A 14,170-nucleotide genomic window follows, 5' to 3' on the forward strand; every position below is an offset into this window, starting at 1 on the left:
TTGGTGGATTTAAATAAAATTTTTATTAAGAATTACAAAAGTTCGTAAAAAAATGTGATTATTCCTTGCTAGCTTGGGAATCTTATGATAATTTGTTAAAGAATGATGGTGTGGTAGTCGTCATTTTGATTAAGTAATGATCACTTCATTGCTTCACGGAGGTGAAAAAAATTATGGCAAATAAAGCAGAATTAATTCAAAATGTAGCTGAAAAAACTGGTTTAACTAAGAAGGATTCTACTGCTGCAGTCGATGCAGTTTTCAGTTCTATCCAAGAAAGTTTGGTTAAGGGCGAAAAAGTTCAATTAATTGGTTTTGGTAATTTTGAAGTTCGTCATCGTGCTGCTCGTAAGGGTCGTAACCCACAAACGAATGAAGAAATCACAATTCCTGCTAGTGATGTTCCTGCCTTCAAACCAGGTAAGACATTAAAAGACGCAGTTAAATAATTTTTTAAAAGATTGTTTATCACGGGCGATTATAATATTTGTTATAATCGTCTTAGCTTACATAAGGAAATTGTTCTGGGAAAATGTGCTTAACCGCTGGTCAGCTAATTAAGTCCGCTTTTCCCAACTATTATTTATTTATCGGTATAATTGATAAGGATGCAACTAGCCTGAAATAGAAGTTAGGACAAAAGTAGATGAGAAGTTGCGTACTAACGATATTCCAGATTAAAGTCTGAACTTTAATTTTCGAATTGTATAAAGTTGGATACGAGCTACTGACTTTGGGAATATTATCAAAAGAAAATGTTCGTCTCAATTGACGCCAAATTCTTTGAGTCCTAGTTTCTTGAAGGTTAATGCGACAATACTAAATCTAAAAGTTATTAAAAAATTAGTCATTAAAACTGACTTTTGGAAATTGCTGATTAAGTAGTTTTTTCAGAGGATTTTATATAACTTGGGAGTTTTTAAATACTTTAGTGATTGTTGTGCTAGTCGTACCCTTATTTTTTTGGATCAAAAGTGTCAAATTGATTTAGAAAATATTTTATGACAGATGTAATACTGGTAAGTCTCTTAATTTGTGTTATCTTGAAATTAACGGAATTAAAGGAGTATTTTAAATGACATATAGCAAACAAGCGGTGGCGGCTTTACAACAAGGCGATTTTGACCATGGACAGTCACTGTTAAAACAAGCTTTACAGCGTGATTCTGTAGATGATTTGTATGAAGCGGCACAACAGCTACAACAGTCAGGATTAGTGGATAGTGCAATTGTAGTTTACCGCTCCTTGTTAAAACAATTGCCTCAGGAAGATATTCTAAAAGTTAATTTAGCAGAGACACTGATTTCTAATGATGAAGTTGATGAAGCAACCAATTTGTTGGCACAAATTCAGGCAGATTCACCGGCTTATGTCGCATCATTAATGGTTAGTGCGGATCTTTATCAAACCTTAGGTCTTTATGAGGTTAGTGAGCAAAAATTGCAACAAGCATTAAAATTAGCACCGCAGGAACAAGTGATTCAATTTGCGTTAGCGGAATTATATTTTAACGAAAATCAATTTCAACAAGCAGCTGATTATTATGAGCAGTTAATTGATCAAGATGTTTTCGAATTTTCAGGAATTTCACTGTACCAACGCTTAGCTGCAGCGCAAGTGGGACTAGGTGATTATGAAGCGGCGGAGGCCAGTTATCAACAAACCACACCCGAATTTTTAAATGCGGATAATCTATATAATTATGCTAATCTGGAATTAGAATTAAAACATTATCAACAAGCACAGACTTTAATTGAACAATTATTACAACTAGCACCGGATTATACTTCAGGTTATATTTTGGAAAGTCGCTTAAATTTGGCCCAGAATCAGCCAGCTGCGGCATTTAAAGCAGCTCAGCAAGGATTGAGCTATGATCCTTATAGTGAATTGTTATATGAATTGGTAGCTACCAGTGCACAACGACTAGGTGATTTAGATCCAGCAGTGACTTTATTAAAACAAGGTTTGAAGATGTTATATGCGCCAACTAGTTTAATTTTAGCTTTGAGTCAAATTTATTTATTAAAAAATGAACACCAAGCAAATTTGAATTTATTGGACCAATATGCAGATCAGTTGCGTGATGATGGACAAGCACAATGGAACCGGGCCCGCTCCTTGAGCGCTCTCGAACAAATTTCGGCCGCCCAAACGGCTTTTTTGAGTGTTTATGATCAATTTAAGGATAATCCTAATTATTTAAAGGACTTGATTACTTTATTACGGAAAAGTTCAGCTCCAGATTTGCTGAAAAATGCTGTTCATAATTATCTAAAATTAGTACCTAACGATTGGGAAATGAATGAGTTGGAACAGGAGTTGAATTTAAACAATGAGAATTGAACATTTTCCGACTGCGATTGCAGCAGCAATTCCTGTTTTAGAGCAAATTAATGCGGCTGGCTTTGAGGCTTACTTTGTTGGTGGTTGTGTCCGTGACATGTTATTACAACGTCCGATTCATGATGTGGACTTGGCGACTAGTGCCTATCCGGCAGAAATCAAAGCTATTTTTAACCATACTGCAGATACCGGGATTGATCATGGAACAGTGACCGTCATTACTGCTCATCAAACTTATGAAATTACTACTTTTCGGACTGAATCGGGGTATCAAGATTATCGTCGTCCTGACCATGTAGAGTTTGTGCGGTCTTTAAAACAAGATTTAAAACGCCGCGATTTTACGATCAATGCATTAGCTATGACGACTCAGGGTCAGATTATTGACTTATTTGGGGGAGTAGCTGATTTACAACACCGCCGGATTAAAGCCGTTGGCAATCCTCAAGAACGTTTTCACGAAGATGCTTTGCGCATGCTTCGCGCGGTCCGCTTTCAAGCACAGCTCGACTTTACAATCGATGCTGCGACACAAGCAGGGATTGCAGCTAATGCGGATTTATTGTCTAAAATTGCGGTTGAACGAATTCGCGATGAGTGGCTGAAATTAATGCAAGCACCGTGTTGGCAAGCCGGTTTAGAAACGATGCTACAAACACAATTGAATCGGTATTGTCCACAACTGGCTGATGCTCAAGTATCCGAATTATTAACGTTAGATGCCCAACTAAATTTACAAAATCAAACGCAAGTTTGGACTTTATTGGGCTGGCAGTGGCAGCTGGGTAAAGCCCAATTGTTACAATTTTTGAAGGCTTGGAAATTGGCGAATGCTGTTATTAAAGTCACTATGAAGAGCGTGCAATTACTGCAGCAATTACCACAACTAACGACTTGGGATATTTACCAGGCTCAAAAACCAGTGGTCCAAAATTGTTGCCAATTGTTGGGCTTGTTAAATCAAAATGATCAAGCACAGCAATTGGCAGCAGTTTATCAACAATTGCCCATTAAAAGTAGTCATGATTTGGCAGTGGACGGACAATTGCTCATGCAAGAATTAAACTTGAAACCGGGGCCACAGATTGGTCAAGATTTATTATGGCTTCAACAACAAATTGTAAGTCGACAATTAGCTAACCAGCAACAAGAAATACTCAAAGCTTTACGACAACGTGATGCTCAGATTAAAGGTGATTAAGTTATGAAAATGTTCAGTGTCAATAATTTGCAACAATCATTTGGAGCACGAACTTTATTTAAGCAAGTTAATTTTAAAATTCAACAACCGGATCGCATTGGCTTGTTAGGATTAAACGGGGTTGGTAAAACGACGCTACTTAATTCTTTGGTTGATGAAACTTTACTCAAGCAAGGTGTGATTGACCATCCGCGCGATTATCAAATTAGCTACTTGAAGCAGAATCCGTATTTAGATCCGCAAAAAACGGTGTTAGAGGCCATTTTACAGGGGGACGAACCCTTGTATGTCAGTGTGCGGCAATACGAAGCAGCATTAAGTCAATATAGTAGAGATAGCGATAATCCCCAAGTTGCGCAAAACTTTTTTCAAGCACAAGAACAAATGGATCGCATTGATGGTTGGGAGTTTCAAGCAACTGTCGAAACGATTTTGACGAAATTAGGCATTACTGAATTTAATCAACGAATTCAAGAATTGTCGGGTGGTCAGGTGCGCCGAGTCAGTTTAGCGCAAATTTTAGTTTCTGATTCTGATTTATTAATCTTAGATGAACCGACTAATCACTTGGATGAAACAGCTATCAGCTGGCTAGCTAATTTTTTAAATAATTATGCTGGTGCTGTGATTTTCGTGACCCATGACCGCTACTTTTTAAACTTAGTTGCTAATCGTATTTTTGAATTAAGTAATCAAACATTACAAGAATATAGTGGTAATTATGAAGACTATTTACAAAAGCGGGCCCAAAATGAGGCCACTTTAGCAGCAACGAGACAACACCAGCAGAATTTATACCGCCATGAATTAAAATGGATTCGGGCTGGGGTTCAGGCCCGAGGAACCAAACAAAATGCCCGTGTGGAGCGGTTTAAAGAACTAAGTCAAACTTTAAAAAATCAATCTCAGTTTTCAGAGCAGCAACTCAATATTGATATACAACACCAACGCTTGGGTAAAGATGTATTCGAATTAAAACAAGCACAATTGGCATTTGGCCAACAAGTCTTATTACAAGATTTAACATTAAGAATTAATTCTGGTGAGCATGTAGGAATTATTGGCGCTAACGGTGCCGGAAAAACCACTTTTTTGAATGTTTTGGCAGGTCGCCAGCAGTTAACAAAGGGTCAATTAAATGTTGGTCAAACAGTTAAAATTGGTTATTATACGCAACAAGTAGAACAAATGGACCCAAGCCAACGAGTAATTACTTATCTAGAATCTATTGGCCAAAATGTGGCTAACAGTGAGGGCGATAAGATGTCGGCTTCACAATTACTGGAACAATTTTTATTTTCTCCTAAACAGCAGGGGGCGTTTATTCGTGACTTATCTGGCGGTGAACAACGGCGGCTATATCTGTTAGCCATTCTCATTCAACAACCGAATGTTTTATTGTTTGATGAACCAACTAATAATTTGGATATTGAAACCATGACAATTCTGGAAGATTATTTAACCCAGTTTAGTGGTAGTGTCATTACGGTTTCGCATGATCGTTATTTTTTGGACAAAATTACTGATGATTTATTAATTTTCCACGGTCACGGTCAAGTGCAGCGTTATTGGGGTTCTTATTCACAATATTTAACAAGTAATCAAACTAAAGCGAAGAAAGCCGCGTCAAATAAAGCGGCTGCGCCGCAAGTCAAAACAGCGCCAACTAATAAATTAACTTATGCGCAACAATTGGAATTAAAAGATCTAGAGCCTAAAATCACTCGGTTAGAACAACAAAAAGCGCATTTAGAACAGTTAATGAGTACGGAAGGTAATAATTATCAAGAAATTTTGAAGCATCAAACAGAACTGACTGAGGTTAAACAGCAATTAGATATGGCGAGTGATCGGTGGTTAGAATTAGCAGAGAGGGATAACTAATGGCAACAACTAAAAATGAAGAACAGTATTTACAGTTGTTACACACGGTTTTAACGACGGGGCAATTTAAGACGGATCGCACTCAGACCGGAACTTATAGTTTGTTTGGTTACCAAATGAAGTTTGATTTACAAGATAGTTTCCCCCTGTTAACGACTAAAAAAGTCCCTTTTGGTTTGATTAAATCGGAATTATTATGGTTTTTACGGGGTGATAGTAATATTAAGTATTTATTACAACATAATAACCATATTTGGGATGAATGGGCTTTTCAAAAATATGTCCAAAGTTCTGCTTACCAAGGTCCCGATATGACAGACTTTGGGCACCGAGCATTACAAGATGCGCAGTTCAATCAGGAATATCAACGACAAAAGCAATTGTTTTGCCAACAAATTTTACAAGATGATCAGTTTGCGCAAAAATTTGGTGACTTGGGTAATGTCTATGGGAAACAGTGGCGTCATTGGCAAGCTGACGGACAAGAAATTGATCAAATTGCCCAGGTGATTGAACAAATTCAAACGAATCCTGATTCTCGCCGACTAATTGTGACAGCTTGGAATCCGGCAGAATTAAAAAACATGGCTCTTCCTCCTTGCCACACCTTGTTTCAGTTTTATGTTAACGATGGTTATTTGTCGTGCCAGTTATATCAACGGAGTGCAGATTTGTTTTTGGGTGTGCCGTTTAATATTGCCAGTTATGCGTTATTAACACAATTAATTGCCCAAGTAACTCATTTAAAACCGGGAAAATTGATTCATACCTTGGGTGACGCCCATATTTATCAAAATCATTTAGCCCAAGTTAAATTGCAACTACAACGTCAACCAACGGCGGGACCGCAACTGGTTTTAGATCCGCAAATAACGAGTATTGATCAGTTAACGTTGCAACAAATTAACGTACAAAATTATCATCCCCAGTCCAGTATTTCGGCCCCCGTGGCTGTTTAAGGAGTAAAGCATGCTAGCATATATTTGGGCCGAAGATCAAAATCACTTAATTGGCCAAAACGGGCATTTGCCGTGGCAGTTACCAGCAGATTTACATTATTTAAAACAAACAACGCTACACAGTACAATCGTGATGGGTTCTAAAACTTTGCGTAGTTTTCCTCATGCGCGACCTTTGCCAGAACGGAGAAATATCGTTTTGACACATTTTCCTGAGCAATTTTCGCAAACAGCCGACTTAACCGTGGCGACCTCGCAAAGGGAAATTGAGCAGTTAATTAGTCACGATGAGCGGGTATTTATCTTTGGAGGACCAGCTTTATTTACTATGTTTGCCCAGCAAGTTCAACGTTTATATGTAACTAAAATCGCCGCACAATTTAGCGGCGATACGTGGATGATTCCCATTGATTACCAACAATTTCAACTCATTAAGCGACAAACTGGTCAAGTTGATGACCAAAATCTTTGGGCTCATGAATTTTTAGTTTATCAACGGCGAGATCATTATAAAAATAAATAAACTGAGAAAAACATCAAAGTGGTACCCAGCATCACAAAGATGTGCCAAATAACGTGAATGTATTTAATACCCCGCATTGTATACAGTAAAGCGCCAATAGTGAAGGCAATTCCTCCAAAAAACAGGAGCAAAATTCCAGTAGTACCTAAGGAATGATGTAGGGGCTTCATGGCTAAAATGACTAACCATCCCATGATAACGTACAGGCTAGTATCAATGATAGGGTGCGCGCCCAAGTTAAAAATTTTGTAAATGATACCACCAATAGTAATGATCCAAATAGTACTTAATAAAACAATATTAAATGGTGCGGGGATTCCGAGTAGACAAAAAGGTGTGTAAGTCCCCGCAATTAATAAGAAGATAGAACTGTGGTCTAGAATCTGAAAAATGTGTTGAGCTTTAGTAAAGTAAAGACTATGAAAAAGTGTTGAACAAAGATACAAAAAAATAAGTGTACAGCTATAAATTAAGTAGGCGCTCAAAGTTTTAGCCATGGGGTGCTGATGGACAGCTTTAATAATTAATAATACAGTACCGGCGATCGCCAGTAGTAGACCGATTCCGTGAGTAATGGCACTGAAGATTTCGTTAGTAATTCGGTAAATTTTCGAAGTTTTTTGAGGTTTGGCAAAAATATTGGTCAAGACAAGCGCTCCTTTAATTAATAAAAATGTGCTAAAGTTGTGAACGTTTGATACAATCTTTAAGTAAACAACTCTTTTAGAGATTATAGCTTAAAGACCTGAAATGATAAAGGTAGGTTTCCACAAATGACAAATGTAAAAATCTTAACAGATTCTTCTGTGCAACTGACACCAAAAGAAATTACAGACTATCAAATTACAGTAGTGCCATTAACTGTTGAAATTGATAATCAACAATATGTTGATGGTCAAGACATTACTCGCCAGGAATTTTCCCAAAAAATGTTGGCTAGTACTAATTTTCCGAAAACGAGTCAACCACCCATCGGTCGCTTTGTCGAGGCCTTTAACAAATTAGGTCAAGATGGCAGTGAGGTATTGGCCATTACCTTGACTAAGGGATTAAGTGGTACGGTAGATGCTGCCAAGCAAGCAGCAGAGTTGACTTCCACCAAAGTGACCGTGGTTGATAGTGGTTCAACAGATCGAGGAATGGCTTTTCAAGTTTTAGCAGCTGCGAAAATGGCACAGCAGAAAAAAACAGTGGCCGAAATTTTACCCGCGATTAAACATATTGCTGAACAAACGCAATTATACGTTTGTATTCCTCATCCAGAAAATATTATTAAAGGCGGCCGTCTAGGCAAAATGGCTGCGACATTGACGTCATTATTAAATATTGATGTGGTTGTGCAGTTACAAAATCATAAATTGACGATTGCCAAAAAGGGACGCGGAATTAAAGTGATTAAGAATTTTATTCAATCACGTATTGAAGATATTGATGCACATGGCGACCAAATTAGTGAAATTGGCATGTCTTATGTGAGTGATGATACTTTGCCGCAACAAATTAAACAACAAGTTCAAGCTCAATTTCCGCAGATTAAGACCACAATTGAACTAACTAGTCCGATTATTATGACCCATACTGGCGAGGGTGCCTTTGCGATTATTTATTATCGGCAATAATAAGCGGTTAACAATTTGATAAATTGAAGGAGTTAACTTTGCGAAAAATAAAGATTCTCATTAATTTTTTGTTAGCTATTAGCTTAGTCAACATTCACGTTCATCAAGTTGCTGCTAAGAGTCAAACAACTACTTTAAAAGTGGTGGCTGTGGGTGATTCTTTGACTTATGGCGTTGGTGACGGTCACCATCAAGGCGGTTATACGTATTTGATTCAAAAACCTTTAAGAACAGCCAGTCATCGCCGAGTAAAAATGCGAAATTTTGGTATTAGTGGTGAAACGAGCGGACAAATTTTAAAGCGGGTTCAACATAACGCTGCTCTCAAAAAAGCATTGCAGAAAAGTGATATTGTTATCCTGACAGCTGGTGGTAATAATATTATGCATGTTTTACAAAAACATGGTTTAAACTTGTCCAATCAACAATTTCAAGCGGCTAATGATGCTTATGTGCAACAAATGTCTCAAATGGTGATGACTATTCGGCGCTATAATGATAAAGCGCCGATTTATTTGATTGGCATTTATAATCCGTATGCTATTTATGTTAAAAAAGCTCGGAGTGTGCAGCAGGCGGTTTTGCAATGGAATCAATCCAGCAAAAATTTAGCCCATAATAATTATCGAATGCATTTTGTGGATGTGTCAGCTATTGCTCAACCTAAAAAATTGAAATATTCGAAAAAAGAACAAACAACAACAAATCCGTTGTTATATACGAAAGACTATTTTCATCCTAATCATCAAGGTTATCAGTTAATGACCAAAAAATTATGGCACCAACTGCAATTAAGCCAAAAGGAGTGGATTAATTTAAAATGAGACGCAGTGTAGATACAAAACGTAATTGGTGGAAATGGGCTTTTTTAATATTAGTGGCAATCCTGATTCTGGGAGGTGCGGGTATGTGGTATGCTGTAACGCGCCCGATTGACTCTGCGGTTATTTCTAAACAACCTGCACCAGCCAATGATTCTCAACCAGTTTTTGAAGTAACATTAACTAAGCAGCAAGCACAGAGGTTAGCCAATCATTATATTAATGAATATTTAAACAGTAAGGATATTCAATATCATTTAAAATTTGATCAACATATTTCGTTAGTAGGGAGTGCTGATTTGTTGGGATCAAAAATTGATTTTCAGCTACAAACGGCTTCTTTTCCTACTGCTAGTGGTGGTGTCCAATTAAAAGCCCAACATCTAAAAATTGGTCACTTGGGTATTCCATTGGGCTTTGTTCTCGGTTATATTCAACATAATTATCATTTTCCTTCTTGGGTAAGCATTAATAGTAGTAAGCAATTAATCAATATTAATTTACAAGATTATCAAAATGACAGTGGTTATTATTTTAAAGTCAAAGATTTAGATTTACACAAAAATAAAATTGTCGTTAGTGTTTATTCGAGCAAGTTTTAGGAGTGTTAGTTGATGGAAAAATCTTTTTATGAATATTTAATGACGCAACGAAATCCTAATAGTACTAGTCCCATTGCTCATTTTGCGGAAGCGGCTTTTTTTGACCAAACTTTTCCCAAACAAGCGCAAGACTATACAGAAATTTCGGAATATCTGGAATTGAATGGATCGTATTTACCGACAATGGACATTTATGATCAGGCTTTTGCTAAATATCAAGAGTCCCAGGCACATTTTAATTCTTAAAGAAACGAGTGATTCGGCATGAAAAAAAAGTTTTCTTGGTCAACAGTAATATTTTCCATTGTTGGTGGAATTTTAATTGGGGTTGCTGGCGCATTTATTTTTATGGCAGTGGAACTTAAGAATCAAGGTTCTATGGGTAATTTTAGCCAAGTTCAACAAGTATATGAAACAATTAATCAAAATTATTATCAGAAAGTATCTTCTAAAAAGCTAATCAATGGTGCAATTAAGGGAATGCTGGAGTCTTTGGATGATCCTTATTCGGAGTTTATGGCGGACCAAGATCAAGATTCATTCAATAGTAATATTTCTGGGAAAATTTCTGGGATCGGAGCTACGATTGAACAAGCTAATGCTGGCATTCAAATTGTTTCAGCAATGCCGAAATCACCAGCGGCTAAAGCCGGTTTAAAAACTAAAGATATTATTACCAAAATTAATCAACATTCCACGCAAAAAATGACAGTTGATCAAGCTTCGCAATTGACCCGTGGTAAAGCAGGGACCAAAGTTCATTTAGAAATTAGACGCGGCACACAAACCTTTACTAAAACTTTGGTTCGAGCACCGATTAAAGTGGCGACGGTAATGGGCAAAGTGGTTAATCATCATGGAAAAGTAGCCGAAATTACGATTACCCAATTTTCCGAACATACTGCTAGTGAGCTGAAGCGAGAAATACAAAAAGTTCAACGTCAAGGCGCCCAAAAGTTAATTATTGATGTTCGAAATAACCCTGGTGGAGTTATGGAACAAGCGTTAGCGGCCTCTAGTATGTTTCTGACCAATGGTCAAAAGATAATGACTATGGTTTCACGAACGGATGGGACGAAGACGTATCGTGCTAGTGCGAAATATTTAAAAAATTATAAAGTTAAATTACCGACGGTCGTTTTAGTTGATAAGGGTACCGCCAGTGCTGCTGAAATTTTTGCAGCAGCCTTAAAGCAGTCTGCACAAATACCAGTGATTGGTGAAAAAACCTTCGGTAAGGGAGTGGTGCAAACTTTAAGTCCGTTAAGTTCAGACTCAGAGATGAAAATCACTACCGCTAAGTGGTTGACCCCCAATGGTTCTTGGATTAATCACAAGGGCTTAGAACCAACACTCAAAGTTAAGTATCCAGATTATTTAAATATTAATGCTTTTACCAGTCAAAAAACGATTACTGCTCAGCAAACTAGTGGCGATGTGAAAGTTGCTCAAAAAGTGTTAAATGCTGTGGGATTAGCAGTTCCAGTTACTGGCCAGTTGGATGCGACTACGCAACAACAATTGACAGCCTTTCAAGTACAACAGCAATTACCACAACAAAGTGGTAATTTGGATGCTAAAACTAGACAAGCTTTAACCCAAGCCTTAATGCAAAAGGCTCAAGGACATGATCCAATGTTGAACCAAGCGTTTAAGGTACTAGAAAGGAAATAAGGACATGACGATTCAATGGTATCCAGGTCATATGAATAAGGCTAAAAATCAAATCCAAGACCATCTGAAATTAGTAGATTTAGTCTTAGAAGTGCGTGATGCCCGGTTGCCTTTTTCTTCGTTGAATCCGGTTTTAGATCAAATGATTAATTCCAAACCCCGGTTAATTATTTTGAATAAAGCTGATTTGGCCGATGAACGAATGACTAAGGCCTGGATTAATTTTTATCAAACAAAACAGCAATCAGTTATTGCTTTAGATGCACAGCATACTAATCAGTTACAACCGCTACTGAAGGCAATTGAACAATTAATGGCGCCAAAATTAAAAAAATACCAACAAAGCGGGGTCAAAAATTATACAGTGCGCGCCATGTGCATTGGCATTCCGAATGCTGGTAAATCAACATTATTAAATAAATTAGTTGGTAAGAAAGTGGCTGTGACGGGTAATCGCCCGGGTGTGACTAAAAATCAGAATTGGTTAAAGACTAAACACCATTTGGAATTGTTGGATACCCCAGGAGTTTTATGGCCCAAAATCACGCAAGAACGAGTCGGATTTAATTTAGCTTTGACGCAAGCGATTAGTGATAAAGTTATTCCCCAACAAGACTTGGCTATTTATGCATTAGAATTTTGGCAACAGCACTATGAAACAATTTTACAACAAAAGTATCAATTAACCGCCCAACAATTAACTCTGACAGGTGCCCAATTATTAGTGCAATTGACCACTCAGTGGCATTTTGAGCAGGATTTTGATCGTGCGGCTCATAAAATTATTAATGATGTGCGTCAAGGATTATTGGGTAGATATACTCTAGATTGGGTGCAAGAAATCAATGACTGAATGGTCACAATTAAAGATTCACGAGATTAAAGAGTTAATTAGCCAGCAGTCGTTAACGAGTGCAGATTGGCAAACGTTGGCGCGAGATTCCCGCGCTGGCGTGCAAAAATTAGCTCAGTCGCATCAACGCCAGTTAACTAAAACGGCGGCGTTAAAAGCGGCTTTTTTACGACGGCAAAAATTTGAACAACCTTTTTGGCAACAACAACAATTAGTAGCCGGAATTGATGAAGTTGGCCGGGGACCATTAGCGGGACCAGTAGTTGTCGCCGCCGTTATTTTACCTGCGGATGTTAATTTAATTGAAATTAATGATTCCAAACAATTAAGTGATCACAAGCGCCATGAATTATATGGGCAAATTCTAGATCAAGCCATTGATGTTAGTGTAGCCGTAGGTAGTCCGCAATTAATCGATCAAGAAAATATTTATCATGCAACGGAGTTAACAATGGCACAAGCTGTTAGTCAATTATTGGTCCAACCTGATCATCTATTAGTTGATGCCATGCGGATTCCAATTCCCATTGCGCAAACTAAATTGATTAAAGGTGATGCGCGGAGTGTTTCGATTGGTGCTGCTAGTATTGTGGCTAAAGTTTACCGGGACGAATTAATGGCTAAATATGATCAGGTTTATCCCGGTTACGGTTTTGCCCAAAATGCTGGCTACGGTACTAAAATTCATTTAGCAGGTTTACAGAAGCAAGGAATCTGTCCAATTCATCGACGTTCATTTGCGCCTGTCAAAAAATATTTGGCAGTAAATTCGTAATTTAAAAAAAAATTACGGAGCTGGTGTTTGTTATGCAATTACGTCAATTATTATATCAATTATCTCAAACCCGTTGTGTGAGCAACAAAATAATGCTGCAAGTTTGTCAATTAAGCTTGCAGCATTATTCCGTTAGTCAATTAATTCAATTTGTGAAACAGCAACTAACGGTGACTAAACGCTCGTTATTTCAGCAACGCTTGCAACAAGATTATCCCATGATGCCACCATGTTTAACATTCTTGGACGCTTTTTATCCACAAAAGTTACGCGAAATCTATAATCCACCGGCTTTGCTATATTACCAAGGAAATTTACAGTTATTGAATCGCCCAACGGTTGCAATTGTTGGGGCGCGGCAAAGTAGTTTTTATACGCAAACAGTCGTACACAGTTTAGTTCCTGCTTTAGTGCAAGCTCAAGTAGTGACAGTGAGCGGGCTAGCTAAGGGAGCAGATGGTTGGTGTCACCAGATAACTTTAGACAATCAGGGGCAAACGATTGGGGTTGTGGGTAATAGTTTAGATTATTATTATCCGGCGGTTAATCGGCAATTACAAATGACTATTGCCCAACAAGGGTTATTGCTGTCTGAATATCCCCCTACAACGCACCCACAAAAATATTTTTTTCCACAGCGTAATCGCATTATTGCCGGTTTATGTCAGACATTAGTTGTCACACAAGCTAAAAGACGCAGTGGCAGTTTAATTACGGCCCAATTGGCACTGCAAGAAAATCGGAACGTTTGGGCCGCTCCAGGACCGCTAGATAGTTCGTTATCCCAAGGTTGTAATGAACTAATTGCGGCGGGAGCGCGACCATATTTTGCTGCTGGTGATTTATTGGCTGAGTTAGGGCTTGAACAAAAAAATTTGACAAATAGGAAATGACTGGCATATGATTTGAAGC

At 37.9% G+C, this 14,170-nt stretch carries 15 protein-coding genes; 14 read left to right on the plus strand and 1 reads right to left on the minus strand.

Annotated elements, in window-relative coordinates; genetic code table 11:
- Positions 1-173: 173 nt before the first annotated feature.
- The 6 genes from AC3B6B_RS06685 to AC3B6B_RS06710 all read left to right on the plus strand — a co-directional run bounded on the left by AC3B6B_RS06685 (position 174) and on the right by AC3B6B_RS06710 (position 6,914).
- The gene (locus tag AC3B6B_RS06685) at positions 174-449 is read left to right on the plus strand and encodes an HU family DNA-binding protein (protein ID WP_489757915.1); all 276 of its coding nucleotides are present in this window, start codon (positions 174-176) and stop codon (positions 447-449) included.
- Between the two features lie 626 nt (positions 450-1,075).
- Positions 1,076-2,347, plus strand: coding sequence for a tetratricopeptide repeat protein (locus AC3B6B_RS06690; protein WP_489757916.1), 1,272 nt, complete (start codon positions 1,076-1,078; stop codon positions 2,345-2,347).
- Positions 2,337-3,548 (plus strand): CCA tRNA nucleotidyltransferase, encoded by a 1,212-nt coding sequence (locus AC3B6B_RS06695; protein WP_489757917.1) that lies wholly within the window; start codon positions 2,337-2,339, stop codon positions 3,546-3,548. Before AC3B6B_RS06690 ends, AC3B6B_RS06695 begins: the two co-directional genes overlap by 11 nt.
- A gap of 3 nt (positions 3,549-3,551) precedes the next feature.
- A complete protein-coding gene (locus AC3B6B_RS06700; protein ID WP_489757918.1) occupies positions 3,552-5,432 on the plus strand; it encodes an ABC-F family ATP-binding cassette domain-containing protein in 1,881 nt (626 codons plus the stop codon).
- Positions 5,432-6,391, plus strand: coding sequence for a thymidylate synthase (locus AC3B6B_RS06705; RefSeq protein WP_489757919.1), 960 nt, complete (start codon positions 5,432-5,434; stop codon positions 6,389-6,391). The genes AC3B6B_RS06700 and AC3B6B_RS06705 overlap by 1 nt, the downstream gene beginning before the upstream one ends.
- Before the next feature lie 10 nt (positions 6,392-6,401).
- On the plus strand, positions 6,402-6,914 hold the full coding sequence (locus tag AC3B6B_RS06710; RefSeq protein WP_489757920.1) for a dihydrofolate reductase: 513 nt from the start codon (positions 6,402-6,404) through the stop codon (positions 6,912-6,914).
- Here the strand turns inward: AC3B6B_RS06710 and trhA are convergent.
- Entirely contained in the window at positions 6,899-7,561 is a 663-nt protein-coding gene (gene trhA / locus AC3B6B_RS06715) for a PAQR family membrane homeostasis protein TrhA (RefSeq protein ID WP_489757921.1), read from the minus strand. The two genes, AC3B6B_RS06710 and trhA, sit on opposite strands and share 16 nt — an antisense overlap.
- 126 nt (positions 7,562-7,687) lie before the next feature.
- Here trhA and AC3B6B_RS06720 point away from each other — a divergent pair, with 126 nt between their 5' ends.
- Genes AC3B6B_RS06720 through dprA form a run of 8 tightly spaced genes read left to right on the plus strand, consistent with a single transcriptional unit; the run spans position 7,688 to position 14,151 of the window.
- Complete coding sequence (locus AC3B6B_RS06720; RefSeq protein WP_489757922.1) at positions 7,688-8,533, plus strand: DegV family protein; 846 nt, start codon at positions 7,688-7,690, stop codon at positions 8,531-8,533.
- A 38-nt stretch (positions 8,534-8,571) separates the two neighbouring features.
- Positions 8,572-9,357, plus strand: coding sequence for a GDSL-type esterase/lipase family protein (locus AC3B6B_RS06725; RefSeq protein ID WP_489757923.1), 786 nt, complete (start codon positions 8,572-8,574; stop codon positions 9,355-9,357).
- The gene (locus AC3B6B_RS06730; RefSeq protein WP_489757924.1) at positions 9,354-9,956 is read left to right on the plus strand and encodes a YpmS family protein; all 603 of its coding nucleotides are present in this window, start codon (positions 9,354-9,356) and stop codon (positions 9,954-9,956) included. Before AC3B6B_RS06725 ends, AC3B6B_RS06730 begins: the two co-directional genes overlap by 4 nt.
- Positions 9,957-9,968: 12 nt before the next feature.
- Positions 9,969-10,202, plus strand: coding sequence for a YozE family protein (locus AC3B6B_RS06735; RefSeq protein ID WP_489757925.1), 234 nt, complete (start codon positions 9,969-9,971; stop codon positions 10,200-10,202).
- An 18-nt stretch (positions 10,203-10,220) separates the two neighbouring features.
- Positions 10,221-11,630, plus strand: coding sequence for a S41 family peptidase (locus tag AC3B6B_RS06740; RefSeq protein WP_489757926.1), 1,410 nt, complete (start codon positions 10,221-10,223; stop codon positions 11,628-11,630).
- A gap of 4 nt (positions 11,631-11,634) precedes the next feature.
- Positions 11,635-12,483 (plus strand): ribosome biogenesis GTPase YlqF, encoded by an 849-nt coding sequence (ylqF, locus tag AC3B6B_RS06745; RefSeq protein WP_489757927.1) that lies wholly within the window; start codon positions 11,635-11,637, stop codon positions 12,481-12,483.
- Positions 12,476-13,258: a ribonuclease HII gene (gene rnhB, locus AC3B6B_RS06750; protein ID WP_489757928.1), complete on the plus strand. Its 783-nt coding sequence runs from the start codon at positions 12,476-12,478 to the stop codon at positions 13,256-13,258. Before ylqF ends, rnhB begins: the two co-directional genes overlap by 8 nt.
- A gap of 32 nt (positions 13,259-13,290) precedes the next feature.
- Complete coding sequence (gene dprA / locus AC3B6B_RS06755; RefSeq protein WP_489757929.1) at positions 13,291-14,151, plus strand: DNA-processing protein DprA; 861 nt, start codon at positions 13,291-13,293, stop codon at positions 14,149-14,151.
- The last annotated feature ends 19 nt before the right edge of the window (positions 14,152-14,170 follow it).

The sequence above is a fragment of the Bombilactobacillus sp. ESL1197 genome (assembly GCF_058107145.1).

Bases quoted from the DNA above. Each gene is read 5' to 3' on its own strand.
- AC3B6B_RS06705 (WP_489757919.1), top strand. From the start codon at position 5,432: ATGGCAACAACTAAAAATGAAGAACAGTATTTACAGTTGTTACACACG.
- dprA (WP_489757929.1), top strand. From the start codon at position 13,291: ATGCAATTACGTCAATTATTATATCAATTATCTCAAACCCGTTGTGTG.
- AC3B6B_RS06735 (WP_489757925.1), top strand. From the start codon at position 9,969: ATGGAAAAATCTTTTTATGAATATTTAATGACGCAACGAAATCCTAAT.
- rnhB (WP_489757928.1), top strand. From the start codon at position 12,476: ATGACTGAATGGTCACAATTAAAGATTCACGAGATTAAAGAGTTAATT.
- AC3B6B_RS06695 (WP_489757917.1), top strand. From the start codon at position 2,337: ATGAGAATTGAACATTTTCCGACTGCGATTGCAGCAGCAATTCCTGTT.
- AC3B6B_RS06720 (WP_489757922.1), top strand. From the start codon at position 7,688: ATGACAAATGTAAAAATCTTAACAGATTCTTCTGTGCAACTGACACCA.
- AC3B6B_RS06730 (WP_489757924.1), top strand. From the start codon at position 9,354: ATGAGACGCAGTGTAGATACAAAACGTAATTGGTGGAAATGGGCTTTT.
- AC3B6B_RS06700 (WP_489757918.1), top strand. From the start codon at position 3,552: ATGAAAATGTTCAGTGTCAATAATTTGCAACAATCATTTGGAGCACGA.
- AC3B6B_RS06710 (WP_489757920.1), top strand. From the start codon at position 6,402: ATGCTAGCATATATTTGGGCCGAAGATCAAAATCACTTAATTGGCCAA.
- ylqF (WP_489757927.1), top strand. From the start codon at position 11,635: ATGACGATTCAATGGTATCCAGGTCATATGAATAAGGCTAAAAATCAA.
- AC3B6B_RS06685 (WP_489757915.1), top strand. From the start codon at position 174: ATGGCAAATAAAGCAGAATTAATTCAAAATGTAGCTGAAAAAACTGGT.
- AC3B6B_RS06740 (WP_489757926.1), top strand. From the start codon at position 10,221: ATGAAAAAAAAGTTTTCTTGGTCAACAGTAATATTTTCCATTGTTGGT.
- AC3B6B_RS06690 (WP_489757916.1), top strand. From the start codon at position 1,076: ATGACATATAGCAAACAAGCGGTGGCGGCTTTACAACAAGGCGATTTT.